Origin of the sequence: Marisediminicola sp. LYQ85 (assembly GCF_046600695.1) — a bacterium.
In the GTDB taxonomy this organism is placed as follows: domain Bacteria; phylum Actinomycetota; class Actinomycetes; order Actinomycetales; family Microbacteriaceae; genus Marisediminicola.
In genome coordinates, this window is the sequence record NZ_JBKIWO010000001.1 from 1,657,450 (window position 1) to 1,681,689 (window position 24,240).

Sequence of the window (24,240 nt, forward strand, 5' to 3'; positions counted from 1 at the left end):
GACCCCGGACTCCGGACTCCGGACTCCGAACCACAGACCCCGCGACCCTCAGCCCAGGCGCTTCTCGAAGCAGATCGAGTTGGTCACGGGCTTGTACGGGTCGTAGGTGGGGATGAGCTCGTAGCCGATCTTGCCGTACATCGCGACGGCGTCGGGCTGCCGGTCGCCCGTCTGCAGGATGACCGTCTCGGCACCGAGCCTCAGCGCCTCGGCCTCGATCGCCGCCATGAGGGTGAGGCCGACGCCCCGACCGCGCGCGTGCTGGGCGACGACGACGCGTTTGATCTCGAATCGCCCGTCGAGCGTGCGGAGGGCCGCGTGCCCGATGGCCTCACCCGCGTCGTCGAGCGCGAGCACGACGGCGAGGATGTCTGCGGGGTCGACCGCGAAGGCCACCGCGGCTTTCACGGCGAAGTCGGGGTCGTCGTCGTGCCGCCCCGTGTAGCGCTCGGTCATCTCGCGGTCCATCGCCGCGCGCAGCTCGACACCCCGGGCGTCGGCCCAGTCGACGACGACGGTGCGGATCGCGCCGGCGCTGAAGGGGGTGCTGGAGGGGGTACTGAAGGTGTCGCTCGACGTCATTCCTCCGACGATACCGCCACGCGTTGTTCCGGCCCCGCCAACGCCGGAGGGCGCCGACCGTGCGGTCGACGCCCTCCGGGGTGGTGCGGTGGTGCGGTGGTGCGGTGGTGCGGTGGTGCTGTGGTGCTTCGGCTCAGCGCGCCCCGACGGTCGCCGACGCGTTCGACTCGTACGACGTGTTGGTCGACTCGAAGAAGTTGACGAGCTGGAGCGTGTCGTTCGCCGCAGCCATCCACTTCGCCGGGTTCGTGACGTTGTACTCGGCGTCGAAGCCGAGCTCCTCGAGACGACGGTCGGCGAGGTACTTCACGTACTGGTTGATGTAGTTCGAGTTGAGGCCGAGGATGCCGCCGGGGAGGAGGTCGCGGTTGTACTCCTCCTCCATGGCGACGGCGTCGAGGATCATCTGCTTGATCTCGGCGGCGAACTCCTCGGTCTGCAGGTCGGGGTTCTCTTCGAGCACCGTGAGGATGAGGTTGATGCCGAACTTGAGGTGCAGGCTCTCATCGCGCACGACCCAGTCCATGAGCGAACCGAAGTTGCGCAGAAGGTTGCGCTGGCGGAAGCTCAGCGCGACCATGAAGCCCGAGTAGAACCAGATGCCCTCGAGCACGACGTTGTACGCCACGAGGTTGCGCACGAAGTCTTTCTTGCCCTCGGTCGTCGAGATGTCGAGCGTCTGCTCGGTCATCCGCTTGATGTACTTCATCTCGAACTCTTCTTTGCGTGCCATCGACGGGATGTCGACGTGCGAGTTGTACGCCGCCTCCCGGTCGATCGGGAAGGTCTCGAGAACGTACTCGAACGACATGCAGTGGTTCGCTTCCTCCCACATCTGCTTCGCGAGGTAGAGGCTGCACTCGGCCGCCGACACGTAGGGGTAGACGCCGAACGCGAGCGCCTTGTTCACGAGGAGCTCGTTCGGGTTGAAGTAGCTCATGAGGAACGTCACGGCGTGGCGCTCTTCGTCGGTCATCTTCTTGAAGTCGGCGATGTCTTCGCCGAGCTGGATCTCGTTGGGGAACCAGGTGTTGGCGACAGCCTGGTCGTAGAGGTCCATTGCCCACTGGTACTTGATCGGCTTGAGGAGGAGTCCGTCTTGCAAGCCGGTGCCGAGGATGCCCATTGTCTAGCTCTCTTTCGTGTGGTCGTGCGTCGTCGTGTTCGTTGTGGATGCCGCGGTGCCCGGAGGCGTCACTGGCAGCTGTCGCAGTGCAGGTCGTCCATCGGGTCGACCGGAACGTAGTAGTCGAAGCTCGTGTCGTTCTGCTGGGTGTCCATCAGTTGCTCGCCTTTCCGAAGCCGAAGCCCTTCTTGGGTGCCGAGGGAGCGGCGCTCTCGGCGGTCGCGGGAACAGCGGCGGACTCGGCCACCGCCGGTGCGACGGGTTCTGCCGCCGGGTGTGCCGAGACAGATGCCGGCGCCGTTCCTGCCGAGGCGCCGAAGCCCTTGCGGGCTCCCGAACCGATCTGCTCCGACTTGTTGACCTTGACCGTGGACTGCTCCGCGGTGTGGCGAGGCTTCATGTGCAGGTAGTACGTGGTCTTGACGCCACGCTCCCACGCCGACATGTAGATATCCATCATGTCGCCGATGTCGCGGGTCTCGAGGTACATGTTGCGGCTGATGGCCTGGTCGATCCACTTCTGAGCGCGAGCGGCGACCTCGAGGAAGGCGTACGGCGAGAGCTGGAAGCTCGTCTTGTATGTCGCCTTGATCTCGTCGGGGATCGCGTCGATGTTCTGGATGTCTCCCTGGCTGCGCAGGATCGTCTCACGCGTGGTGTCCCAGAGTCCGAGCTTCTGCAGGTCGGTCACGAGGTTGCGGTTGACCTCGAGGAACTTGCCGTTGGATGTCGCGCGGCTGAAGATCTGCGAGAACTGCGGGTCGAGACCGGGGGTCGTTCCCGCGACGAGTCCGATGGACGCCGTGGGCGCGATGGCCATGAGGGTCGCGTTGCGCATTCCGCCTTTGACCTTGGTGCGCAGGGCGTCCCAGTCGAGACGCGTGGTGCGGTTGACCTGGATCTCGCTTCCGCGGTCGGCTTCGGTGAGCGCGATGCTGTCGAGCGGCACGAGGCCCTGCGACCAGCGCGAGCCCTCGAAGTTGGGGTAGGCGCCGCGAACCTGGGCGAGATCGGCGCTCTCGTCGATCGCCGCGTAGGAGACGTGCTCCATGATCTCGTCGATGAGGGCGTAGGACTCTTCGCTCTCGTAGCTGATGCCGAGGCGCTCGATGATGTCGGTGAAGCCCATCACTCCGAGGCCGACCGCACGGTTCTGCTGGTTCGAGAAGTCGGCTTCCTGCACCGACGAGCGCGTGATGTCGATGAGGTTGTCGAGCTGACGCACCGCGAGGCGAGCGCTCTCGGCGATCTTCGCGAAGTCGACTCCGCCGGGGCGGCCGTCGACGTCGGGCAGGAGGTGACGCGAGAGGTTGATCGACGCGAGGTTGCACACCGACACGTTGTCTTCGTCTTGCGGGAGCGTGATCTCGGTGCAGAGGTTCGAGAGGTGGATCGTTCCCGAGTTGTTGTTAAGCGCACGGTTGTTGATCGTGTCTTTGAAGGTGAGCCACGGGTGCGACGTCGTCTGCAGCGAGATGAGGATCGACTTGAACTGCTCGCGCGCCTTGATGCGCTTGTGCATGCGCATCTGGCCGGCGTCGGCGAGGGCGACGTACTCGTTGTAGCGCTCCGAGAACGCCTTGCCGTAGAGCTCGTTGAGGTCGGAGACCTCGAGCGGGTCGAAGAGGTACCAGTCCTGGTCGTGCTGCACGCGCTTCATGAACTCGTCGCTGATCCACACGGCGGTGTTGGCCGTGCGGGTGCGGCGGTAGGGGTCGCCCGAGTTCTGGCGGAGGTCGAGGAACTCCGGGAAGTCGAGGTGCCAGTTCTCCATGTAGAAGCACAGGGCGCCGAACTTCTTGCCGCCCCGGCTCACCGCGCGCAGGATCGAGTCGATCGTGTGCATGAACGGGATCGGTCCCGTCGACGTGGTGTTGTTGGAGCGGATGGGCGAGCCCTGGGCGCGCAGCTTCGAGACCGAGAGGCCGATGCCGCCGGTTCCCTTGGTGAGCCACATGACGTCGCGCGTCGTCTTCGCGATGTGCTCCATGTCGTCTTGCATCTCCATGACGAAGCAGTTCGCGAGCTGCGGGTAGATCGTTCCGGCGTTCACGAGGGTCGAGCCTGCGGCGAGGTACTCGAGTTTCGCCATCTTCTCGTAGAACGCGATGGCCGTGCTCGTGGGGTCGGCCTCGTTGAGCGACAGGCCCATCGCGATGCGCATCCAGAAGTACTGCGGAACCTCGAGGGCGTCGCCGTTGCGGCCCTTGATGCCGTAGCGGTTGTTGAGGGTCACGACGCCGATGTATTTGAGGAGCTCGTCGTGGGCGGGCTCGAGCGCGGCGGCGAGGGTGTCGAGGTCGAACATGTCGACGAGGCGGGGGTCGAGGAGCTTCTCTTCGACGCCGCGCGTGATGTTGGCTCCGAAGTGAGCCGCGTGGAGCTGCTTGAGCTCCTCGGCGGTCGTGTAGTCGCCGAGCACGCGCTTGTAGATGGTCTTGAGCAGAAGCCGGGCGGCCACGGTGTCGAACGCCGGGTCGTCTTTGACGTTCTGCAGCGCCACCTGGATGACGGCTTCGTCGAGCTGCTGCGTCGTGATGCCGTCGAAGAGCGTGATCTCGAGTTCCGACGCGATCTGCGTGACCCACGCGATGTTGTCGTCGAGACCGGCACTCGCGTGCTCGATGGCGAGGTTGATCTTGTTGGCGTCGTATGGCTCCCGCTCGCCGTTGCGCTTAACTACCGTAATCTCCACGAAAATCTCCCTTGCGACCCCACGTTGTGTTGACCCCCGCGCCGCGCGTGATGTTCGCTCGCGGCGTGTGATCCGTCGGCTGGGTTAGATCACCAGCTCGGCGGTGTGATCACTATATAGCGGGCCTCCGACATCGGAAGAACCCTAGATGTAGTGGGCGTGTCATCCACAGATGTGCATAACTCGGCGGACTTCTCCACACCCTGTGGAACCGGATGACCCTGTTTTCGAGGCTGTTTCCCAGGGCTAGGCTGAGCCATTGTGAGTAGGTACGGCGATCTCTTGCGCGCCCCGGGGGTCGCGCGCATCATCAGCGCGCAATTGACCGCGCGTTTCCCCAACGGGATGCTCTCGCTCGCCTATCTGCTGCACATCGAGGGCATCACCGACTCCTACGGTTCCGCCGGGCTCGTGCTCGCGGCGACGAGCGTGGGGCAAGCCGTCGCCGGTCCGCTCACAAGCAGGTGGATGGGCATCTGGGGGATGCGCCGAGTGCTCACCCTCACCCTCATCGTGTGCACCCTCTCGATGGCGGGGATCGCGTTTCTCACCGTGCCCGTGTGGGCGTACATGCTCATTGGCCTCGTGGGCGGCCTCGCGACTCCCCCCGTGCAGCCCGCCGTGCGCACCATCTACCCGAAGATGGTCAACTCGCGGCAGCTGACGCCGCTCTTCTCGCTCGACGCCTCGGCGCAGGAGATCATCTGGATCGCGGCCCCCGTCGTCACGACGTTCATCGCGACCCAGGTGTCGACGGTCGCGGCGATCGTCGTCGCCATGGTCTTCCTCGTGGGCGGCGGGGCGTGGTTCATCGCGTGCCCCGAGGTCGGGCGCGTGCGCATCCCCCGCAGCCGGCGCCGCATGGGCCTCGTGCTCGCCCGGCGCCCCGTCCTGCTCGCGACGATCACCGGATTCCTCCTCGTGGGGGCGTGCGCCGCTGTCGAAGCCGCCGTCGTCTCGAGTTTCGGTGAGGGCTCGGCGCAATCCGGGTTCGTGCTCGCCATCTGGGCCGTCGCCTCGCTCATCGGCGGACTGTCGTTCGGGCACATCCCGGTGGGTCCGTGGGCGCTCGCCCGCCGCATGTTCGTCGTGTTCGTGGGCATGGCGCTCGCGATCTTCGCGTTCGACTTCTGGTCGCTCTCGGCCGCCCTCGTGGTCGCGGGCATCACTCTCGCGCCCGCCCTCGCGGTGATGTTCGCGATCGTGTCGGCGAGCGTGCGCTTCAGCGACACGGCCGAGGCCTACGGCTGGGTCGGCACGGGTCAACTCATCGGCGCCGCGCTCGGCTCCGCGGTCGCCGGGTTCCTCATCGACGCCCAGGGTTCCGTCGGGGGGTTCTGGGCGGCCGCCGCGTTCGCGGGCGTCGGGTTCATCGTGCCGACCGTCTTCCGGCGCTGGCATCCCGACTTGCGCGGGCGCGACGCGAGCCCGATTCCCGACACCGAGCCGATCGCCGTCCAGCCGAGCTGACACCGCAGGATGCGCGCCCCGCTTAGGCTGACGACATGAACTCCTCGAGCGCGAAGAATGCAGCGAAAGACGCTGGAGACAGCACCCAGGACGCCGCCCGCGATGTGAGTCGGAGCCGCGGTTTCCGGCTCGTCGCTCGCTCCGGTTATGCCGTCAACGGGATACTCCACGCCCTCATCGGGGGCATCGCGATCAGCATCGCGCTCGGCGAGGGCGGCAGCGCCGACCAGTCCGGCGCGCTCGCGGGGCTCGCAGCGACGCCCGGCGGGGTCTTCGTGCTGTGGTTCGCCGTCGTCGGGCTCGTCGGGCTCGGGGCGTGGCAGGTCGTGCAGGCGATCATCGTTCCGCCGCAAGACGAGAAACGCAAGTGGGCCGAGCGCGCGAAGGAGTTCGGCAAGGCCGTGGCCTATCTCGCGGTCGCGTCGACGGCCTTCACCTACGCGAGGGGCGGGTCGTCCGACTCGTCGAGCGACTCGACGAGCGTCACGGCGACGCTGCTCGAGTCTCCGGTGGGTGTGGCGCTCGTGGTCGCGCTCGGTCTCGCCGTGATCGCCATCGGGGGCTACTTCGTCTTCAAGGGCGCGACGAAGAAGTTCCACGAGGATGTCGCGATCCCGGGGGGCACCCTCGGGCGCGCCGTCGACGCCGCGGGTGTCGTCGGCTACATCGCCAAGGGGGTCGCCCTCGCGGTCGTCGGGATCCTCTTCATCGTCGCGGGTGTGACGCACGACGCGAGCGAAGCGACGGGCCTCGACGGCGCCCTCAAGTCGCTCACCGAGCTCCCCTTCGGCCAGGTCATCCTCTGGGTGGTCGGCGCCGGTCTCATCGCGTTCGGCGTGTACTGCTTCGCGCGCGCACGCTGGACCAAACTGTGAGACGCGACTCGTGACCGGTGCGTTCTCGCCGCTCCTCCCGCTCAGCGACGGCCACACCATTCCGCAGCTCGGCCTCGGGGTGTACAAGATCGACGACGCCGAGGCCGAGGCCGTCGTCGAGACCGCGATCTCGCTCGGCTACCGGCACATCGACACCGCGACCCTCTACGGCAACGAGCGCGGTGTCGGCGACGGCATGCGAGCGTCGGGGGTCGATCGCGACGACCTCTTCGTCACAACGAAGGTGTGGCAAGACGACCACGGTTTCGACGCGACACTGCGCGCCTTCGCCCGGTCTCTCGAGCGGCTCGCGCTCGACTACGTCGACCTCTACCTCATCCACTGGCCGGCCCCGCGGCAGGACCGCTACGTCGACACGTGGCGCGCGCTCGAACGGCTGAAGGCCGACGGCGTCGTGCGATCGATCGGCGTCTCCAACTTCCACCCTCATCACCTCGAGCGACTCCGGATCGAGACCGAGACCTCCCCCGTGATCAACCAGGTGGAACTGCACCCGTGGTTGCCCCAGCACGAGACGCGACGCTACGGCCGGGAGCACGGCATCCTCACCGAGGCGTGGTCGCCGCTCGCGCGGGGCCGCGTTCTCGACGATCCCGTGCTCGCCGGGCTCGGCGAGAAGCACGGGGTCTCGCCCGCTCGCGTCGTGCTGCGCTGGCACATCCAGCAGGGACTCGTCGTCATCCCCAAGTCGGTGTCGGCCGACCGCATCCGCGACAACGCCGACGTGTTCGGTTTCGAGCTCGACACCGACGACCTCGCCGCTATCGCGTCTCTCGAGAGCGGCGAGCGCACGGGACTCGACCCCGACGACAACGGCTGAGCGGCACCCCGGTTCACCAGCGGGGCGGGACGTCACGACACGTCACCAGCGAGGGTGCACGGCCTCACGGAAGTAGCGGTCGTAGATCTCTTTCACGGCGGCGGTGAACCCGTCGGAGAGAGGCGCGGCCTCACCCGCCGCGGCGTTCGATCGCGCTTGCTCGACCGAGCGCGCTCCGGGGATGACGGTGCTCACGCCGTCGAGCTGGGCGACCCACGCGAGCGCCGCTTGCGACGTCGAGAGGCCCGTGCCCGCAGCGAGTCGCGCGAACTCCTGGGCGGCGGCGACGCCCCGATCGAAGTCGACGCCCGAGAACGTCTCGCCGACGTCGAACGCCGACCCGTCGCGGTTGTAGTTGCGGTGGTCGTTCTCGGCGAACGTGGTCTCGGTCGTGTATTTTCCGCTCAGGAGCCCCGAGGCGAGCGGCACCCGCGCGATGATCCCGACGCCGGCCGCTTTCGCCGCGGGGAGCACCTCGTCGAGAGGCTTGAGCCGGAAGGCGTTGAGGATGATCTGCACCGTCGCGGTTCCGGGGCGCGCGATCGCGGCGAGCGCTTCGTCCGCGGTCTCGACGCTCACGCCGTACGCCGCGATGGCGTCGTTCTGAACGAGGGTGTCGAGGGCGTCGTAGACGGCGTCGGTCGAGAAGACGGCGGTCGGCGGGCAGTGCAACTGCACGAGGTCGAGCGTGTCGACCCCGAGGTTGAGCCTCGAGCGGTCCGTCCACTCGCGGAACCTCGCGAGCGTGAAGTTGGCGGGGTCCTGCGCGTCGCGGCGCCCCATCTTGGTCGCGACCGTGATGCCGTGGCCGGGGTTGTCGGCGAGGTAGGAGCCGATGAACTTCTCGCTGCGCCCGTCTCCGTAGACATCCGCCGTGTCGAAGAGGGTCACTCCCGACGAGACCGCGGTGTCGAGGATGTCGCGGGCCGCCGTGTCGTCGACGTCGCCCCAGTCCGCTCCGAGCTGCCAGGTGCCGAGTCCGATGGCCGAGACGGTGCGGCCCGTGCGTCCGAGTGTTCGAGTATCCATGCTTCGAGCGTACCCGCGCGGTAACGCGCGAAAGGCGGGGAAGGTTGGGTGGTGGCGCGCCGAGGCCCGTCGTTAGCGTGACGACCATGGCGATGACGGGCACGCGAACATCAGGCACAGCGAGATCAGGCACAGCGACGACTCGAGCGCGAGCGGTCGCAGTCGTGGTCGGCATCGTGGTTCTGCTCGCGGGGTGTTCGGCCCGCGACGCGTCCGACGAGCAGACGACGGGCGGGGCATTCAGCTCCGGGTCGAGTTCGGCGGAGGGCGAGGCGTTCGACCCCGCGTTCTCCGGCGGCGACGCGGTCGCCGCCGACGGAGAAGCGTCTCGCGACACCACCGGCGCCGCGCGGAGCGTCATCACCACGGGGTCGCTCGCGCTGACCGTCGCCGATCCCCTCGACGCCGCCGACGAGGTCGTGCGCATCGTCGAGGCTGCGGACGGCCGCATCGACGAGCGCACCGACAACCCGGTCGAGGCGCGTGAGGATTCGAGCGCGACCCTGACCGTGCGCATCCCCTCCGACGACCTCACGACGACGATCGACAGGGTCGAGGCTCTCGGCGTCGTGCGGTGGTCGACGCTCTCGAACACGGATGTCACGTCGACCGTGCGCGACCTCGACGCGCGCATCACGGCGCTCGCGAGGTCGACCGACCGCTTGCTCGACCTCCTCGACACCGCGACGGACACCGACGATCTCCTCTCGATCGAGCAGGCTCTCTCGCAGAGGCAAGCCGACCTCGAGAGTCTCGAGTCCGAACGACGCTCGATCGGCGACAGCGTCGATCTCGCCACGGTGACGATCGATCTCGCGTCGGAGGAGACCGCGCCCGCCGACTCGCCCGAGACGTTCCTCGGCGGCCTCGCCGTCGGCTGGGAGTCGATCATCACGGTCGCGAGCGGCGCCCTCGTGGCGCTGGGGGTTCTCCTCCCGTGGCTCGCGGTCGCCGCGATCGTCGCCGCGGTCGCCGTCGCAGCGGTGCGAGCGCGCGCCCGTCGGAGAGAATCGGCCCCGAGCGCAGACACGCGAAACGGCCCGACTCTCGATGCTTCGGGAGCATCGTCGGTGAGAATGGACGAATGACGTCGAAGAACTGGGCCGGAAACCTCACCTACCGCGCGACATCCCTCGTCGAGCCGACCTCGCTCGACGAGTTGCGCGACGTGATCGGCGCTCAGCGCTCGGTCACGGCGCTCGGCAGCAGGCACTCGTTCAACGACATCGCCGACACCGAGCACACCCAGGTCTCGGTGCGACGGATGCCCGCGGAGATGACGATCGACGCGAGCGCGCGCACCGTCACGGTCAACGCGGGTGCGCGCTACGGCGAGTTCGTCGAATCCCTCGACGCCGCGGGGTGGGCACTCCACAACCTCGCGTCGCTCCCCCACATCTCCGTCGCGGGCGCCATCGCCACCGGCACCCACGGCTCGGGTGACGGCAACGGGAGCCTCGCGAGCGCTGTCGCCGCGATGGACTTCGTGCTCGCCGACGGTTCGCTGCTCTCGGTGCGACGGGGTGAGACCGACTTCGAGGCGATGGTCGTCGCGCTCGGCGCGCTCGGTGTCGCCCACCGCGTGACCCTCGACATCTCGCCGGCATTCGAGATCCGCCAGTCGATCTGGGAGCGCCTCTCGTGGTCGTCGCTCGCCGACGACTTCGACGCCATCACCTCCGCCGCATACAGCGTGAGCCTCTTCACCGATTGGGGCGACGACGGCATCACGCAAGCGTGGCTCAAGTCGACGGCCGACGACCCCCGCGCCCTCGAGCGCGACGAGTTCTTCGGGGCGACCCCCGCATCCACACCCCTGCACCCGCTCCCCGACGTCGACCCGCAGTTCACGACCGACCAGCTCGGTGTCGCGGGTCGGTGGTGGAACCGCCTGCCGCACTTCAAGCTCGAGTTCACGCCGAGCAACGGGGAGGAGATGCAATCGGAGTACCTCGTGCCCCGCAGCCACGCCCTCGCCGCGATCGACGCCGTGCGACAGCTCGCGCCGCGCATCCGTCCCCACCTCTTCGTGTCGGAGATCCGCACGATCGCGCGCGACGACCTGTGGTTGAGCCCGAGCCACGGCGTCGACTGCGTCGCTCTGCACTTCACGTGGCAACCGCACATCGCCGAGGTCGACGCCCTCCTCCCCCACCTGGATGCCGCGCTCGCTCCGTTCGAGGCCCGACCGCACTGGGGAAAACTGTTCGCGACCGACCGTGACCGGTTGTCCGAGGTGTATCCGCGATTGCGCGCCTTCGACGCTCTCGCGTCGACCCTCGACCCCGAGGGGAAGTTCCGCAACGACTTCCTCGACCGCTGGATCTTCTCCCGCTGATCTCGGCGTGCCGTCCTACCGCATCACCGTTCCTCTCGGTCGGCTCGCGCCGGGAGTCGACCCTGCCGTCGTTTTGCCCGCCGTGGCCGATCGGGTCTCGCAGACGGCGACCGTCGAAGCGACCGATGTGAGCGTCGTGAGGTCGACGGCGCGCATCACCGTGCGCTTCGGAGCCGACGACGACGCCACGGCGGAGACGATCGCGCGATCGGCTCTCGCGCGATCGCTCGAGCTCGCCGCCGTCGCGGGATCGGCGACCCTGACGAGGCGGGTCCGGTCGGTCTGGGAGCCCGTCTGCGCGCTCTAGCGGCACCAGAACACTCCTTTTCTCCACCGCGCGCGTATACCCCCGAGTGGGGGTGACCGATAGGGGCTTGAGTGCCGAGGTCGGGGCGCGGAGGCTGACTCCTGACACGCGGAGAGCCGAGGACCGATCGGTTCTCACACACCGCATGGAAGGAATTCACATGACGAACACCTATCCCCCGACCGCGAGCGCACCGACCTCGGACGCACCGACCTCGAACGGCACCGTCGACTCGGCGAAGGAGCAGGCTGCGAACGTCGGCGGCTCGGCCGCGGACGCCGCGGGTCGCGTCGCCGGCGTCGCGAAAGACGAGGCGTCGAACGTCGCCCGCGAGGCGAAGAGCCAGATCTCGAACCTCGTGGGTGAAGCGCAGTCACAATTGCGAGACCAGGCGGGAACGCAGCAGACGCGCGTCGCCTCCGGGCTGCGCTCGATCGGCGACGAACTCACCGGAATGGCCGACTCCTCCGAGCAGAGCGGTGTCGCGACCGAGGTCGTGCGCCAGGTCGCCTCGCGCGCCGACGGCGTCGCGACGTGGCTCGACGACCGCGATCCCGGGTCGCTCCTCGACGAGGTCACGAGCTTCGCCCGTCGCCGCCCGGGCACGTTCATCGCCATCGCCGCCGTCGCCGGCATCCTCGCGGGGCGCCTGACGCGCTCCCTCAAGGCCGACGCGGCAGATTCGGCGAAGGCGGCCGAGACCGCGACTCCGACCGCACCCTCGACCTCGACCTCGACCTCGACAAGCACACCCGTCGCCGCCGAGCCGACGCCCAACCCGGCTTACTCGCCCGCTGCGACGGGAATCTACGACGACACCGTGCGCGGGTCGGGCGACCCCCTCGCCGACGCCATCGGCGAGCCGCGCTCATGACCGACACTCCGACTCCCTCGGAAGAGAGGGCGGCGACCACCTCGCTCGGCGAGTTGCTCGGTGACGTCACGCGCGACCTCTCGACGCTCATGCGTCAGGAGATCGAGCTCGCCAAAGCGGAGCTCACCGAGACCGGTAAGCGCGCGGGTAAAGGCGCGGGCCTCCTCGGCGGCGCGGGATACGCGGGCATCATGGCCGTGTTCTTCCTCTCCGTCGCCCTGTGGTGGGCGCTCGGCTACTGGTTCGACAACCTCGCCTGGGCCGCCGTGGTCGTCGCGGTGCTGTGGGGGATCATCGCGCTCGTGATGTTCCTCGTCGGCAAGAAGGAGCTGAAGCGCGTTCCCGGCGCACCCCGCACGGTCGACTCCGTGAAGAAGATCCCCGAAGCAGTGAAGAGGAATGAGGAGAACCGATGAGCAACCCCGATCAGATCCGCGCAGACATCGAGGCGACGAGGAACGAACTCGGCAGCGATGTCGACGCCCTCGCCGACAAGGTCACGCCCTCGAAGGTCGTGCACCGCCAGACAGACAAGGTCAAGAGCGCGATCGGCGGCGTGAAGGATCGCGTCATGGGCGCGGCACACGACGCGCAGGACTCCGTGCACGGATCCGCGTCCTCCGCGGGGGGCAGCGTGAGCGGTGCCTCCCAGCAGGCCGTCGACAAGGCGAAGGGCAACCCGCTCGCCGTCGGAATCGTCGCGTTCGGCGTCGGGCTGCTCGTCGCGTCGCTCATCCCCGCGAGCGCGAGGGAGAAGCACGCGGCGTCGTCGATCAAGGACGCCGCCGAGCCTCTCGTGACCGAGGTCAGCGACGCCGCCAAGGGTGTCGCCGAGAACCTCCGCGAACCGGCCCAGCACGCCGCCGAGCAGGTCAAGGATGCCGCGACAGACGCCGCCGAGCACGTCACGTCGGAGGGCCGCTCGGCCACCGGTGACGTCAAGAGCGACGTCGATGCGGCGAAGGACACCGTGCAGAGCTCTTAGTCGAGCTCGTCACGACGAGTACCATCGAGCACCAGACCGCTCCGGCGGCGCCGGGGCCGCACACGACCTGTTCGTGTGCGGCCTTCGGTGCGTCCCACCCCTCTCGAGAAAGACCGCACCATGGCCGACAAAGGCACCAGCCACGATCTCGCTGACGCACCGAACGTCGACGACCCCCGCAAACCCGACTCCCCTCGCGACGTGTCGAAGCCGTCGTGGAAGTACGTCTTGCGCAAGACCCTCCGCGAGTTCACCTCGGACCAGTGCACCGACATCGCCGCCGCGCTCACCTATTACGCTGTGCTCGCGATCTTCCCCGCACTCATCGCCCTCGTCTCACTCCTCGGCGTCTTCGGCCAGACCGCCGACGCGCTCCTCGAGATCCTCGAGGATTTCGCCCCGCAGTCCGCCGTCGAGGTTCTCCGCGGCCCCATCGAGCAGTTCAGCTCCTCGCCCGCGGCGGGCGTCGCGCTCGTCGTCGGAATCGCGCTCGCCATCTGGTCGGCGTCGGGTTACGTCGGCGCATTCAGCCGGGCGATGAACCGCATCTACGAGATCGACGAGGGGCGCACGTTCTTCGCCCTCAAGCCCGTGCAGTTGCTCGTGACCCTCGTCGGCATCGTGATGATCCTGCTCATGACGATCATGCTCGCGATCTCCGGGCCGGTGACGGATGCGATCGGCAGCACCCTCGGGCTCGGTGAGACCGTGCGCACCGTGTGGGACATCGCGAAATGGCCGGTGATCGCCCTCATCCTCGTGCTCATGATCGCGATCCTCTACTACGCGACCCCCAACGTGAAGCAGCCCAAGTTCCGCTGGTTGAGCACGGGGGCGCTCATCGCGCTCGTCGTGCTCGTGATCGCCTCGGTCGGGTTCGCGTTCTACGTCGCGACGTTCGCCAACTACGACAGCAACTACGGGTCGCTCGGTGGTGTCGTCGTCTTCCTCCTGTGGTTGTGGATCGCCAACATCGCCCTCCTCTTCGGCGCCGAGTTCGACGCCGAACTCGAGCGGGGGCGCCAGCTCCAGGGCGGCATCGCGGCGGAGGAGAACATCCAGTTGCCGCCTCGCGGCACGAAGAAGAGCGAGAAGGCCGCCGCGCTCGAGCGCAAAGACGTCGAGCTGGGTCGAGACATCCGGCGCAAGAGTGCCGCGGAGCAGTCGCTGCGCGAGACGGAGGCCGCGCGCGCGGCCGACGACGAACGCAAGCACTCGTGAGCGACACCGGCACGGCTGCTCCGGGCGCGTCAGCGGATGCGCCCACCGAGGGCGGCTCGACGCCGCTCCGCCGCGCCGTCACCGGTCCCCTCCTCTTCGTCTTCATCCTCGGCGACGTGCTCGGCGCAGGGATCTACGCGCTCATGGGCGTGCTGTCGGATCGCGTCGGGGGCGCCCTCTGGGTGCCGCTCGTCGTCGCCCTCGGCCTCTCCCTCCTCACCGCGGGGTCGTACGCCGAACTCGTGACGAAGTATCCGAAGGCCGGGGGCGCCGCGGTGTTCGCCGAGCGCGCGTTCAAGACGCCCGTCGTGGCGTTCGTCGTCGGGTTCAGCATGCTCGCCGCGGGCGTCGTGAGTTCGGCAGGCCTCGCCCTCGCATTCGCGGGGGACTATCTCGCGACCTTCATCGACGTTCCCCCGACGGCCGCAGCGATCGTGTTCCTCGGCCTCGTCGCCGCTCTCAACGCGCGCGGCATCCGCGAGTCCCTCATGAGCAACGTCGTCATGACGGTCATCGAGGTGAGCGGCCTCGTGATCGTCGTCGTCGTGGTCGCGATGCTCGTGGGCGGTGGGGGCGGCGACGTCTCGCGGGTCACCGAGTTTCCGAGCGACACGGCTCCCGCGGTCGCGACCCTCAGCGCCGCCGTCATCGCCTTCTACTCCTTCGTCGGATTCGAGACCTCGGCGAACCTCGCCGAGGAGGTGCGCGATCCGAGCCGCGTGTATCCGAAGGCGCTCTTCGGGTCGCTCGCCGTCGCGGGCGTCGTCTACGTGCTCGTGGCCGTCGCGAGTTCGATCGCGCTGCCGCCCGACGAGCTCTCGGACTCGAGCGGACCGCTCCTCGCGGTCGTCGCGGCGAGCGGCGCCGGAATCCCCCCGTGGGTGTTCAGTCTCATCGCACTCGTCGCCGTCGCGAACGGCGCTCTCCTCACCATGATCATGGCGAGTCGCGTGACCTACGGCATGGCCAAGCAGGGGCTCCTTCCGTCGGCCCTCGGCCGCGTGCTGCCCCGCCGGCGCACACCGTGGGTCGCCATCGTCGCGACGACCGGCGTCGCGATGGCGCTCACCCTCGTCTCCGACCTCGAGACCCTCGCGTCGACCGTCGTGCTCCTGCTCCTCGTGGTCTTCATCAGCACCAACGTGGCCGTGCTCGTTCTCAAGCGCGACACGGTCGAGCACGCGCACTTCCGGGTGTGGCCCGTCATCCCCGTGCTCGGGGTGCTCTCGTGCATCGGACTCATGACCCAGCAGCCGGGCCAGGTGTGGCTCTTCGCGGGCATCTTCGTCGCGATCGGTGTGGCGTTGCACTTCGTCGCACGGCTCGCCCGCCGCACACCGGGACGCAGCACCCGCGGCTGAGTGTGCCGCACGGTGACAAGACGAAAGCCCCGGCCATCCGGCCGGGGCTTTCTCGCGTGGACCCTAGGAGATTCGAACTCCTGACCTCCTCGATGCGAACGAGGCGCGCTACCAACTGCGCCAAGGGCCCGTGCGACTGTCCACGATATCAGGATTTCGGAGGCCCGATGTGCGCGGGCGCGACCTCAGAGCGCGACGGCTAGACAGCGCGGCGACGGCGGAGCGCCGCGTCGAGGTCGGGGGCCCGAGTGTCTCCCGCGTCGACGATGCCCATGCGCGCGAAGCGGCTGTCCGCCGCGCCGGGCTCGGTCTGACGGGCTGGCGCGGACTGCCGGATGGGCGTGACCTTCTCGGCCCGCTCGGCCGCGACGGCGGCTCGCTCCGCGCGCTCCGCCTCCTCGAGAGCTCGGGTGCGCTCGGCGATGACGCTCGCCTCGGAGACGATCGCCTGCGGTGCGGGCTTCGACAGGTAGAGGGGCTTCGGCAGGGGCACGGGAGTCCACGCGGCGGGTTCGTGCGGCGCGACGACCTCGGGTGCGACGGTGCGGGCGGCAACCGCGGGCGCGCTCACCGACGAGACACGGGCTGCCGCGAGCATCCGCTTGCGCGACACCGTGGCCATGACGACGAGCAGGGAGACAGCCGCGACGGCCCCGAGAGACGCGAGCACGACCACTGCCGACGCGACCCCCGCGAGAAGCGGAGTGAACGTCGCGGCGATCGTCGCGAGGCACAGCGCGAGGAAACCGGTGGTCAGGGCACGCGATCGCCTCAAGCGCGCGGCAGCGCGAGAGTGGGCGAGGATCTCGGTCGCCGGAACGGGCGTGAGGCTCGCGAGGGTCCTGGTCGCGGCGCGACTCATCGCGGCCGCTCGGGCACGCTCGACGGCGCGCTGACGCTCGAACTCCTGGCGCAAGACCCGCTGCTGCGCGGCGATGCTCTTCGCGGTCGACTCGACGTGGATGGGCTCGGGAACCTCAGCCGTCTCGGCGAGGATGCGCAGCGTCTGCTGCAGCCGCACCGCGTTGCGTTCCGTCGCGACGTACTCGCGTCGGCGGAACCAGGTCGGCATGAGATAGACGAGCCAGAGAACAGCAGCGAGAGCGATGACCACGCTCGATCCGACACCCTCGATCCCCATGCGTTCACGGTAGACCCCGCGCCGGCGCTAGCTCGCGATTGTGCGGGGTGTGTTCGGCGCGACGATCGCGTGTCGTCTCGTGCCCTCGGGTCAGAAGGTGCTGCCGAGCCGCATGGGCGACGCGGCGGCCGCTCGATCGGCGGCGGGGATCTCGGCGTTGCTCGCGGGCACGCGTCCGTCGCGCCACCGTCGGAGAACGCCCGTCGGCAGCTCTTCGACCACGAGCGCGAAACAGAAGTGGTCGCGCCAGTCGCCGTTGATGTGGATGTAGCGGCGCCGGAGCCCCTCGTAGCGGAACCCGAGTTTCTGCACGACCCGCAGCGACGCCTCGTTCTCGGGACGGATGCAGATCTCCATGCGGTGCAGCCCCGCCTGGAAGAAGCAGTAGTCGGTCGCGAGCGCGACCGCGGTGGGGGTGAGCCCCTTGCCCGCGAACCTCTCCGACACCCAGTAGCCGATTGTCGCCGACCCGAGCGACCCGTAGGTGATCGACGACACGTTGAGCTGACCCGCGAGCTCGCCCTCGTATTCGATGATGAACGGCAGACCGAAACCGCCGCGCGCGTTGGCCTGGAGCCCGCGGATGCTCGCGCGCGTGTCGAAACTGAGCGGACCGTGGGGGTTGGTCGCCTCCCACTTGCGCAACCAGCCTCGGTTGTCGAGGAGTTCGCGCTCGAGAAGTCGAGCGTCGCGGAGGCGGATGGGACGGATGGTCACGGCGCCGTCGCGCAACGTGGGGATCGCCGCGGGCATGGGCTCAGTCTAGGTCGCCGGCACACCCCGCCGGCATCGATGCGCGACGGCGGGGCGTGCGACGACCGGCCCGGTCGGGATCAGTCGAGACCGGCCGCGAAGTCTTTGAGCCACGGGCGCAGTCCGGCGCCGAGGTCTTCGCGATCGACCGCGAGTTGCACGATCGCCTTGATGTAGTCGAGACGGTCACCCGTGTCGTAGCGACGACCGCGGAATACGACACCGTAGACGCCACCGGTCCACTCGGGGGCCGCCGCCATCTTCTCGAGAGCGTCGGTGAGCTGGATCTCCCCGCCCTTGCCCGGCTCGGTGTGCTCGAGCACGTCGAAGACCTCGGGGCGCAGGATGTAGCGACCGATGATCGCGTAGTTCGAGGGTGCCGTGCCCGGTGCGGGCTTCTCGACGAGTCCCGTGATGCGCACGACCTCGTCGTCGTCGGTCTTCTCGACCGTCGCGACGCCGTACATGTGCGCGAGTTCGGGGTCGACCTCGAGCAGGGCGACGACGCTCGCGTTGCGCTTGCCCGCCTCCGCGATCATGCGCGTGAGGAGCACGTCGCGGTCGTCGATGATGTCGTCACCGAGCAGCACGGCGAACGGCTCGCGCCCGACGTGCATCTTGGCGCGCAGCACCGCGTGCCCGAGTCCCTTCGGGTCACCCTGGCGCACGTAGTGCATGTCGGCCAGATCGGTGGAGTAGTTGACCTTCTGCAGACGATCGGTGTCGCCCTTCTTGAGGAGGGTCGCTTCGAGCTCTCCCACGCGGTCGAAGTGGTTCTCGAGGGCGTTCTTGTTGCGGCCCGTGATCATGAGGACGTCGCGGAGTCCGGCGCCGACCGCTTCTTCGACGACGTACTGGATGGCCGGCTTGTCGACGACCGGAAGCATCTCCTTCGGCATCGCTTTGGTGGCGGGCAAGAAACGCGTACCGAGGCCTGCGGCCGGGATAACAGCTTTGGAGATAGAGAAGACCATGACCACAGGCTAGCCTCTGCGAGGTTTCGAGCGGGTGAACTGGCCCCGTTTAGAATTGCCGCATGACGGCCGATGTGAGCCACCAGAAACGCGCCCTCCGTGCCGAGTTGCGTCAGCGGCGCCGGCAGCTCGGCGAACGCGACCTCGCCGCAGCGACGGACGCACTGCTCGATCACCTCACCCGTCTGACGACCGAGCTGGGCGCGACATCCGTGGCCGCCTACCTCCCGGCGTCGGATGAGCCGGACGTGCGGCCATACATCGACTGGGCTCTCGCGCGAGGCATCCGCGTGCTCCTCCCGATCTCCCGCGACGACGGCCTGCTCGACTGGGCGGTCGCGACGGGGGGCGCCGAAGAGATCGGCCTGTTCGGCATGCCCGAACCGGTGGGCGACGTGCTCGGACCCATCGCGATCAACGACGTCGACCTCATCGTCGTGCCCGCCGCGAGCGTCGACCGCAGCGGCATGCGCATGGGGTGGGGGCGAGGATATTTCGACCGCACCCTCGGATCGATGGAACGGTGCCCCCCGGTCTATGCTGTGATCTTCGACACCGAGCTCGTCGACTCCGTGCCGACCGAAGTGCACGACAAGCGAGTGGACGGCGTCGTCACCCCCAGCGCCGTCGTCACCTTCTGACCCGGCCGCGCCGTTCGCTCCTCCGGAGGACCCCGTGCCCACCTACTCCTATCGCTGCACCGAGTGCGACAACGCCTTCGACATCCACCAGGCGTTCACCGACGACTCGCTCACCGTGTGCCCCGTGTGCTCGGGCAAGCTGCGCAAAGTGTTCACCGCGATCGGCGTGAGCTTCACCGGATCGGGGTTCTACCGCAACGATTCGCGCGAGGCATCCGGTTCGGGCGGCGCGAAATCCGGAGCCTCGACGTCGTCGAGCGACTCGTCGAGCACGACAGAGAAATCGTCGACCCCCGCGAAGACCGAACCGAGCGCGGCGAAGTCGGACTCCGGCTCCGGCTCCGGCTCCGGCTCCAGCTCCAGCTCGAGCCCGGCCGCATCGAGCCCATCGTCGAGCAGCTCTCCGTCCAGTTCCGCTTCCTCTTAACCCATTGACCCGGCCCTCGACCTCGACCACCAGGAGACCACCATGTTCACCGGCTTCAAAGAATTCATCCTGCGCGGCAACGTCATCGACCTCGCGGTCGCCGTCGTCATCGGGGCCGCCTTCACGTCGATCGTCAACGCCCTCGTCACGAGCATCTTCAACCCGGCGATCGGTGCGCTCTTCAACGCCGCGAGCCTCAACGAGGCACTCCCCGTCTACATCCCGACGACGAGCGGCGGCACCGCCACCCTCGCGTTCGGCGCGGTCATCGCCGCCGTCATCCAGTTTCTGCTCGTCGCGTTCGTCGTCTACTTCGTGCTCGTCGTGCCGATCAACCGGCTCAAGCGCGTGGCCTTCCTGAACCAGAAGAACGAGGAGGAGGCGTCGCCCGTCGACGTGCCCCCCACCGAGACCGAGCTGCTCATCGAGATCCGCGACCTCCTCGCGGGCCGCCCCTCCCCCGAGGGCAACCACACGCTCCCCGGCGCGATCGCCACGGACGGCACCTCGCCGCGGCACTGAGCCGCGCGCTCACCCCCAGTGCGGCGGCTTGTCGGCCTTCAGTCGCTCGTCGTTCTCGCGCCCGGTGTGGCGCTCGGGCTCGGGTTGGGGCGACGGATCCGACCCTGCGACCGGGTCGGTCGTGACCCGGCGGCCACGACGGCGGACGCCGGGCGGTGTTCCGGCGCCCGCATCCCCGGCGCTCGTCTCCCCGGCGCCAGTCTCCCCCTCGCCCGGGTGGCCGGTCACGAGGGGATGACGGCGATCGGCTCGGTGCGCGGGTGCGCCGGGGCGAGACCGAGCATCGTCGCGATGCGGTCGGCGACGGCATCCGGCTCGCTGAAGAGCTCGAACGAGTGCACGCGCAAGTAGTGCCACCCGAGGCGGCGCAGCATCTCGGGGCGCAGGCGCAGCGACTCGCGGAGGCTCGTCGGTTCACCGGCGACGCTCGAAAGCATCGTGTCGGTCTCGATCGTGAGGCACATGCCGCCGTTGGCGACCACGAGTCCGAGCTTTCCGCGGTGCCCGAGCGCCACACGCAGCCCGCGCGACCGCAACCGGCGCGCGAGGTCGACGAGCATGGGGTCGCCGTGATCCTCGGTCGCGTCGGCCGGCGGTGTGCGCGCGGCATCCGTGAGAATCTCCGAGAGCGCGACGGCGCCGTAGTTCATGCGCGACTCGTCGATGTCCGCCGCCTCGAAGCACGTGACGATGACCATCGATCGGCGCGCTCGCGTCATCGCGACGGCGAGCAAGCGCTCACCCCCGGGGGCTCCGAGCGCACCGAAGTCGCTCAGCACTCGACCGTGCGGGGTGCGCCCGTATCCGATGGAGAAGATCACGCGGTCGCGGCTCTCGGCGACGGCCTGGTCGAGAGTGAGAACCGTGAAGGGTTCGGGGCGGTCGCTCAGGATGAACTCGTTGAGTTCGGGCCGCGTCGCGACCGCAGTGAGCACCGCTTGCTGCACGCGCACGACGTGCTTGGCGCTCGCGGTGATGACCATGAGGGATTCGCGCGGCCTCGTCGCGGCGTGATCGAGCACGAGCTCGACGACCCTCGCGACCTCGGCGTCGACACTCTCGACGGCTCCCGAGACGGGGTCGGGCATGCCGTGGCCGCCGCGCACGTGGTCGAGACGCAGGCTCGGGTGACCGAGGAAGGTTCCGGCCCACGGGAGTGACTGGATCTTGCCCGCGTAGAAGCGACGGTTCACGAGCTCGGCGAGGTCTTCGCCGCCGGCACGGTAGCTGCGGGTGAGCGCGAGGGTTGGCAGGAGGGTGCCGAGTCTCGCGAGAGCGGAGTCCGCGTGGATCTGCTCGAGTTCGGCGTCGATGAGCGGCCGGTCGCGCTTCTCGAAGTCGTCGGCGATCGCGATCGTGAAGTCGGCGGGGGTCTGCGTCACCGGGTCGCCGAACGCGACGGTCTGCTTGGCGCGACGGATGGCGCCGACGCTCTCGGCGAGCGTCATGGCGCCCGCGTCGACGAGAACGACGGCGTCGATCTGCATCGAATCGGTGATCGTGTCGATCTCGTAAGGCGAGGCGAGCCACACGGGCGCGACGGCGCGCGAGAGGTGCGGCGCGGCACGCTGCAGCTCGGCCGAGGTGATTGTCGCCCGACGCAGCGCGGTTTTGAGGGCGACGGCCTCGTCCGGCCAGTCGACGAGCCCGATGTTCCAGTTCTCGGCGAGCTGCCACCCGAGCAATTGCGCGCTCCCGGCGGCGTGCGCCTCGTCGACGAGGCGGAAGTCGGCCTCGAGCCGGTCGAGCACGGCGGTGTTGGCGTTGAGGAGGGCGCGATCGTCGTCGAGGAGCGCCTCGAGGGCGGACTGCCACCATCCGAGTTCGAGTTCCGACGCGACGAGCTCGGCCGGGACGTGCCTCGAGGCGAGGTCGGCGATGAGGCCGTCGAGCTCGAGGGTGCGGAGCATCTGACGGATCTCGGCGCGCTCCTGCAGGTTGTGCAGCACGTCGGACTCCTCGGCGAGGGCCGCGACCCTCTCGCCGAGCTCGGCGATCGGGAGGTTCACGAGCTGCTCACTGAACTCGACGGTGTTGAGCGGGCGGTCGAGGGTCGTGAGGTCCTGATCGACCCGCTGCCACGCGGCCTGCAGGTCGGCGATGCCGACGGGGATCTCGGGCGGCGCGCCCGCGGCGACGAAACGCTGCCAGAGGATGCGCTGCTGCTGGATGCGCGCGAGGCTGTCGTGCAGGTCGGAGACGTGCACCCCGGGGCGCACGTACTCGCGCGCGAGCCTCTTGAGTCGGCGACGGTTCGCCCCCGACATCTCCGGCGAGTCGCGGCGCGATGCGGTCGCCGCGACGAGTTCGCCGAGCGAGCGGTCGAAGACCACGGGGAGGAACTTGTCGAGGGTGTCGCGGATGTCGGTGAGTAGACGCAGATAGACGCCGAGCTGCGTGATGCTCTCGAACGGGCGCATGTGGGTCGCGCCGATGACCTCGCCCGCACGCACGAGGAGGTGCGGGAGGTCGGTCTCGTGGAGGCGCTTGGCGAGAGCGTGGGCATCCGTCGCCTCCTCGCTCGTCGCGAAGGTCGCGCCGTACCAGGGGGAGTCGCCCGGGCCGTACTTGAACTCTCCGAGGGTCGCCGCTTGCACCATGGCGTCGGCGGCCTGCTCGCGCGAGTCGGCGAGGGCAGCGAGCGACGAGCGCGTCAACCGCACGGTCGTCGACGGCGGGGTCGGCAGGAGGGCGAGCCGCGAGAGCTCGGTGAGGCAGTCGAGCACCGAGATGCCGAGGTCGCCGTCGACTCGCGCGATCGCCGTGCGGTAGTCGAGCAGCACGCGGCGCAAGCGCACGAGAGCCTCGTCGACCTCGCCGACGTGGGGCTGTTTGGCCTTCTCGTTGCGGGCGATCGAGCGGATGAGGTCGCGGCGGAGCGTCGAGGGTGAGACCGCGAAGCCCGCGAGGCCGATGTCGCCGAGTCGTGTCGCGATGCCCGTGAGGGTCGCGCGGCGGGGGCTCACGACGAGCACCCTCTTGTTCTGCGCGACGAGGCAGCCGACCGCGTTGACGATGGTCTGCGTTCCGCCCGTTCCCGGCAGCGTCTTGACGACGACCGAGTTGCCCGCGGCGATCTGCGCGACGACGTTCTCCTGCTCGGCGTCGGCGTCGAGCAGGAGGGTGTCGGTCTCGGGCGAACGCGCGTCCTGATGCTGGGGTTCGACGGGCGCGAACCCCTCCTCCACCGCCCACTTGGCGTTCGCGTTGCCGGCGAGGGCGTCGAGGATGGGGTGATCGAGGTTGGCGGCATCGGCGGCGAGCCGCGTGCCGACATCCGCGAACGACGAGACGACGAGTCGCGGCTGCACGTTGAACCAGTCGAGGTGCGACGTGAGCCCGCGGAGGCGATCGATCACGGGGTTGGGCTTGAACGAGCCGTCGGATTCGGCGAGCGCCGCGAACGACGCGCTGTCGAGCTCGATCGAGAACTGCTCGCGCAAGGCGCGCGCGAGCTCGGGGTTGAGGTAGGCGGCCCCGCGCAGACGGATCTCGAAGTCGCGGCCGTAGCGACGGATCGCGAGAGGGCGGAGCAGGATGGGAGCGCAGAAGTCCTCGTCGCCGAACTGCCATTCGGCGAGACCGATTCCGAGGTGCACCGAGTCGATGCCGCGCGCGGTGGCGAGCTCGACACCCTTCGACGCGATCTCCCCCGCGGCCGTCTTCGCGGCGCGCAGAGCGAGGTCGTCGCGGATGAGGCTCGAGAGCAGCGTCGTCTTGCCCGTGATGAAGCGGGCGAGGCCACCGGGGTGCGTCGTGCTCAACTCGATGCGCGTGCGCGGCGCGTCGACGAAGTGCAGGAGGGGGGAACGCCCGCCGAGAGTGGCGAGCTCGGCCCGCCACCCCTGCCAGGTCGGTTCGGCGACATTGCCGAGCCGGTAGCTCGGGTCACCGAGGCTGAGCGCGTGCGGAGCCGTCACTTGATGCTCCGCTCGCGCGGGGGTCTCTTCGGAAGTCGACGGGAAATCCACCGTCTCTTCTCGTCTGTCTGCACGCCACACACCGTCACCTTAAGCGGATATGCGCGCGTATCCGGGGACCAGGCGTGGAGTTTCGCCCGAACGACGCTCGGTAATAT

The 24,240-nt window shown here is 68.7% G+C and carries 22 protein-coding genes and 1 tRNA gene; 14 read left to right on the forward strand and 9 right to left on the reverse strand.

Annotated features, from left to right (window positions below; translation table 11 throughout):
• Positions 1–48: 48 nt before the first annotated feature.
• The 3 genes from ACLHG5_RS07825 to ACLHG5_RS07835 form a co-directional block, all read right to left on the reverse strand.
• Positions 49–582, reverse strand: coding sequence for a GNAT family N-acetyltransferase (locus tag ACLHG5_RS07825; protein WP_411318339.1), 534 nt, complete (start codon positions 580–582; stop codon positions 49–51).
• Between the two features lie 133 nt (positions 583–715).
• Positions 716–1,708, reverse strand: a complete 993-nt coding sequence (locus tag ACLHG5_RS07830; RefSeq protein WP_411314745.1) for a ribonucleotide-diphosphate reductase subunit beta — start codon at positions 1,706–1,708, stop codon at positions 716–718.
• Between the two features lie 154 nt (positions 1,709–1,862).
• Positions 1,863–4,403 (reverse strand): ribonucleoside-diphosphate reductase subunit alpha, encoded by a 2,541-nt coding sequence (locus ACLHG5_RS07835; protein ID WP_411314744.1) that lies wholly within the window; start codon positions 4,401–4,403, stop codon positions 1,863–1,865.
• A 261-nt stretch (positions 4,404–4,664) separates the two neighbouring features.
• On the opposite strand from ACLHG5_RS07835, the gene ACLHG5_RS07840 reads away from it, so the two are divergent.
• From ACLHG5_RS07840 to ACLHG5_RS07850, 3 genes are read left to right on the forward strand one after another with little or no spacing between them, the layout of a single operon-like run.
• A complete protein-coding gene (locus ACLHG5_RS07840; RefSeq protein ID WP_411318340.1) occupies positions 4,665–5,873 on the forward strand; it encodes an MFS transporter in 1,209 nt (402 codons plus the stop codon).
• 35 nt (positions 5,874–5,908) lie between these two features.
• The gene (locus tag ACLHG5_RS07845) at positions 5,909–6,748 is read left to right on the forward strand and encodes a DUF1206 domain-containing protein (RefSeq protein WP_411314742.1); all 840 of its coding nucleotides are present in this window, start codon (positions 5,909–5,911) and stop codon (positions 6,746–6,748) included.
• Between the two features lie 10 nt (positions 6,749–6,758).
• Positions 6,759–7,589: an aldo/keto reductase gene (locus tag ACLHG5_RS07850; RefSeq protein ID WP_411314741.1), complete on the forward strand. Its 831-nt coding sequence runs from the start codon at positions 6,759–6,761 to the stop codon at positions 7,587–7,589.
• 42 nt (positions 7,590–7,631) lie between these two features.
• Here ACLHG5_RS07850 and ACLHG5_RS07855 read toward each other — a convergent pair whose 3' ends face one another.
• Positions 7,632–8,618, reverse strand: coding sequence for an aldo/keto reductase (locus tag ACLHG5_RS07855; protein WP_411318341.1), 987 nt, complete (start codon positions 8,616–8,618; stop codon positions 7,632–7,634).
• Between the two features lie 164 nt (positions 8,619–8,782).
• Here ACLHG5_RS07855 and ACLHG5_RS07860 point away from each other — a divergent pair, with 164 nt between their 5' ends.
• The 8 genes from ACLHG5_RS07860 (at position 8,783) to ACLHG5_RS07895 (ending at position 15,704) form a co-directional block, all read left to right on the forward strand.
• A complete protein-coding gene (locus tag ACLHG5_RS07860; protein ID WP_411318342.1) occupies positions 8,783–9,706 on the forward strand; it encodes a DUF4349 domain-containing protein in 924 nt (307 codons plus the stop codon).
• Positions 9,703–10,956, forward strand: a complete 1,254-nt coding sequence (locus ACLHG5_RS07865) for an FAD-binding protein (RefSeq protein ID WP_411318343.1) — start codon at positions 9,703–9,705, stop codon at positions 10,954–10,956. Before ACLHG5_RS07860 ends, ACLHG5_RS07865 begins: the two co-directional genes overlap by 4 nt.
• A gap of 7 nt (positions 10,957–10,963) precedes the next feature.
• On the forward strand, positions 10,964–11,263 hold the full coding sequence (locus ACLHG5_RS07870) for a hypothetical protein (RefSeq protein WP_411318344.1): 300 nt from the start codon (positions 10,964–10,966) through the stop codon (positions 11,261–11,263).
• A 160-nt stretch (positions 11,264–11,423) separates the two neighbouring features.
• Entirely contained in the window at positions 11,424–12,137 is a 714-nt protein-coding gene (locus tag ACLHG5_RS07875; protein ID WP_411318345.1) for a hypothetical protein, read from the forward strand.
• Positions 12,134–12,553 carry a phage holin family protein gene (locus ACLHG5_RS07880; RefSeq protein WP_411314735.1) on the forward strand — a complete coding sequence of 140 codons (420 nt, stop codon included), beginning with the start codon at positions 12,134–12,136 and terminating at the stop codon, positions 12,551–12,553. The genes ACLHG5_RS07875 and ACLHG5_RS07880 overlap by 4 nt, the downstream gene beginning before the upstream one ends.
• Positions 12,550–13,122: a DUF3618 domain-containing protein gene (locus ACLHG5_RS07885; protein WP_411314734.1), complete on the forward strand. Its 573-nt coding sequence runs from the start codon at positions 12,550–12,552 to the stop codon at positions 13,120–13,122. Before ACLHG5_RS07880 ends, ACLHG5_RS07885 begins: the two co-directional genes overlap by 4 nt.
• Before the next feature lie 120 nt (positions 13,123–13,242).
• Entirely contained in the window at positions 13,243–14,343 is a 1,101-nt protein-coding gene (locus tag ACLHG5_RS07890) for a YihY/virulence factor BrkB family protein (protein WP_411318346.1), read from the forward strand.
• Positions 14,340–15,704 carry an APC family permease gene (locus ACLHG5_RS07895; protein WP_411318347.1) on the forward strand — a complete coding sequence of 455 codons (1,365 nt, stop codon included), beginning with the start codon at positions 14,340–14,342 and terminating at the stop codon, positions 15,702–15,704. Before ACLHG5_RS07890 ends, ACLHG5_RS07895 begins: the two co-directional genes overlap by 4 nt.
• A gap of 57 nt (positions 15,705–15,761) precedes the next feature.
• Here ACLHG5_RS07895 and ACLHG5_RS07900 read toward each other — a convergent pair.
• The 4 genes from ACLHG5_RS07900 to galU all read right to left on the reverse strand — a co-directional run bounded on the left by ACLHG5_RS07900 (position 15,762) and on the right by galU (position 18,572).
• Positions 15,762–15,834, reverse strand: a tRNA-Ala gene (locus tag ACLHG5_RS07900).
• A 69-nt stretch (positions 15,835–15,903) separates the two neighbouring features.
• Positions 15,904–16,845: a hypothetical protein gene (locus ACLHG5_RS07905; protein WP_411318348.1), complete on the reverse strand. Its 942-nt coding sequence runs from the start codon at positions 16,843–16,845 to the stop codon at positions 15,904–15,906.
• A 90-nt stretch (positions 16,846–16,935) separates the two neighbouring features.
• Complete coding sequence (locus ACLHG5_RS07910) at positions 16,936–17,598, reverse strand: GNAT family N-acetyltransferase (RefSeq protein ID WP_411314730.1); 663 nt, start codon at positions 17,596–17,598, stop codon at positions 16,936–16,938.
• 80 nt (positions 17,599–17,678) lie between these two features.
• The gene (gene galU, locus ACLHG5_RS07915) at positions 17,679–18,572 is read right to left on the reverse strand and encodes a UTP--glucose-1-phosphate uridylyltransferase GalU (protein WP_411314729.1); all 894 of its coding nucleotides are present in this window, start codon (positions 18,570–18,572) and stop codon (positions 17,679–17,681) included.
• Positions 18,573–18,634: 62 nt separating this feature from the next.
• Between galU and ACLHG5_RS07920 the strand changes: the two genes are divergently transcribed.
• The 3 genes from ACLHG5_RS07920 to mscL are packed head-to-tail and all read left to right on the forward strand — an operon-like array spanning position 18,635 to position 20,162.
• On the forward strand, positions 18,635–19,213 hold the full coding sequence (locus ACLHG5_RS07920; RefSeq protein WP_411314728.1) for a 5-formyltetrahydrofolate cyclo-ligase: 579 nt from the start codon (positions 18,635–18,637) through the stop codon (positions 19,211–19,213).
• Between the two features lie 34 nt (positions 19,214–19,247).
• Positions 19,248–19,640, forward strand: a complete 393-nt coding sequence (locus ACLHG5_RS07925; RefSeq protein WP_411318349.1) for an FmdB family zinc ribbon protein — start codon at positions 19,248–19,250, stop codon at positions 19,638–19,640.
• Positions 19,641–19,682: 42 nt separating this feature from the next.
• A complete protein-coding gene (gene mscL, locus ACLHG5_RS07930) occupies positions 19,683–20,162 on the forward strand; it encodes a large conductance mechanosensitive channel protein MscL (protein ID WP_411314726.1) in 480 nt (159 codons plus the stop codon).
• A gap of 224 nt (positions 20,163–20,386) precedes the next feature.
• Here the strand turns inward: mscL and ACLHG5_RS07935 are convergent, their stop codons facing one another.
• The gene (locus tag ACLHG5_RS07935) at positions 20,387–24,163 is read right to left on the reverse strand and encodes an AAA family ATPase (RefSeq protein WP_411314725.1); all 3,777 of its coding nucleotides are present in this window, start codon (positions 24,161–24,163) and stop codon (positions 20,387–20,389) included.
• Between the last annotated feature and the right edge of the window lie 77 nt (positions 24,164–24,240).

What these genes read in the sequence shown, in the direction of transcription:
- ACLHG5_RS07825 (WP_411318339.1), bottom strand. Translation starts at nt 582, where the DNA reads ATGACGTCGAGCGACACCTTCAGTACCCCCTCCAGCACCCCCTTCAGC.
- ACLHG5_RS07830 (WP_411314745.1), bottom strand. Translation starts at nt 1,708, where the DNA reads ATGGGCATCCTCGGCACCGGCTTGCAAGACGGACTCCTCCTCAAGCCG.
- ACLHG5_RS07845 (WP_411314742.1), top strand. Translation starts at nt 5,909, where the DNA reads ATGAACTCCTCGAGCGCGAAGAATGCAGCGAAAGACGCTGGAGACAGC.
- ACLHG5_RS07855 (WP_411318341.1), bottom strand. Translation starts at nt 8,618, where the DNA reads ATGGATACTCGAACACTCGGACGCACGGGCCGCACCGTCTCGGCCATC.
- ACLHG5_RS07865 (WP_411318343.1), top strand. Translation starts at nt 9,703, where the DNA reads ATGACGTCGAAGAACTGGGCCGGAAACCTCACCTACCGCGCGACATCC.
- ACLHG5_RS07875 (WP_411318345.1), top strand. Translation starts at nt 11,424, where the DNA reads ATGACGAACACCTATCCCCCGACCGCGAGCGCACCGACCTCGGACGCA.
- ACLHG5_RS07880 (WP_411314735.1), top strand. Translation starts at nt 12,134, where the DNA reads ATGACCGACACTCCGACTCCCTCGGAAGAGAGGGCGGCGACCACCTCG.
- ACLHG5_RS07885 (WP_411314734.1), top strand. Translation starts at nt 12,550, where the DNA reads ATGAGCAACCCCGATCAGATCCGCGCAGACATCGAGGCGACGAGGAAC.
- ACLHG5_RS07890 (WP_411318346.1), top strand. Translation starts at nt 13,243, where the DNA reads ATGGCCGACAAAGGCACCAGCCACGATCTCGCTGACGCACCGAACGTC.
- ACLHG5_RS07905 (WP_411318348.1), bottom strand. Translation starts at nt 16,845, where the DNA reads ATGGGGATCGAGGGTGTCGGATCGAGCGTGGTCATCGCTCTCGCTGCT.
- ACLHG5_RS07910 (WP_411314730.1), bottom strand. Translation starts at nt 17,598, where the DNA reads ATGCCCGCGGCGATCCCCACGTTGCGCGACGGCGCCGTGACCATCCGT.
- galU (WP_411314729.1), bottom strand. Translation starts at nt 18,572, where the DNA reads ATGGTCTTCTCTATCTCCAAAGCTGTTATCCCGGCCGCAGGCCTCGGT.
- ACLHG5_RS07920 (WP_411314728.1), top strand. Translation starts at nt 18,635, where the DNA reads ATGACGGCCGATGTGAGCCACCAGAAACGCGCCCTCCGTGCCGAGTTG.
- mscL (WP_411314726.1), top strand. Translation starts at nt 19,683, where the DNA reads ATGTTCACCGGCTTCAAAGAATTCATCCTGCGCGGCAACGTCATCGAC.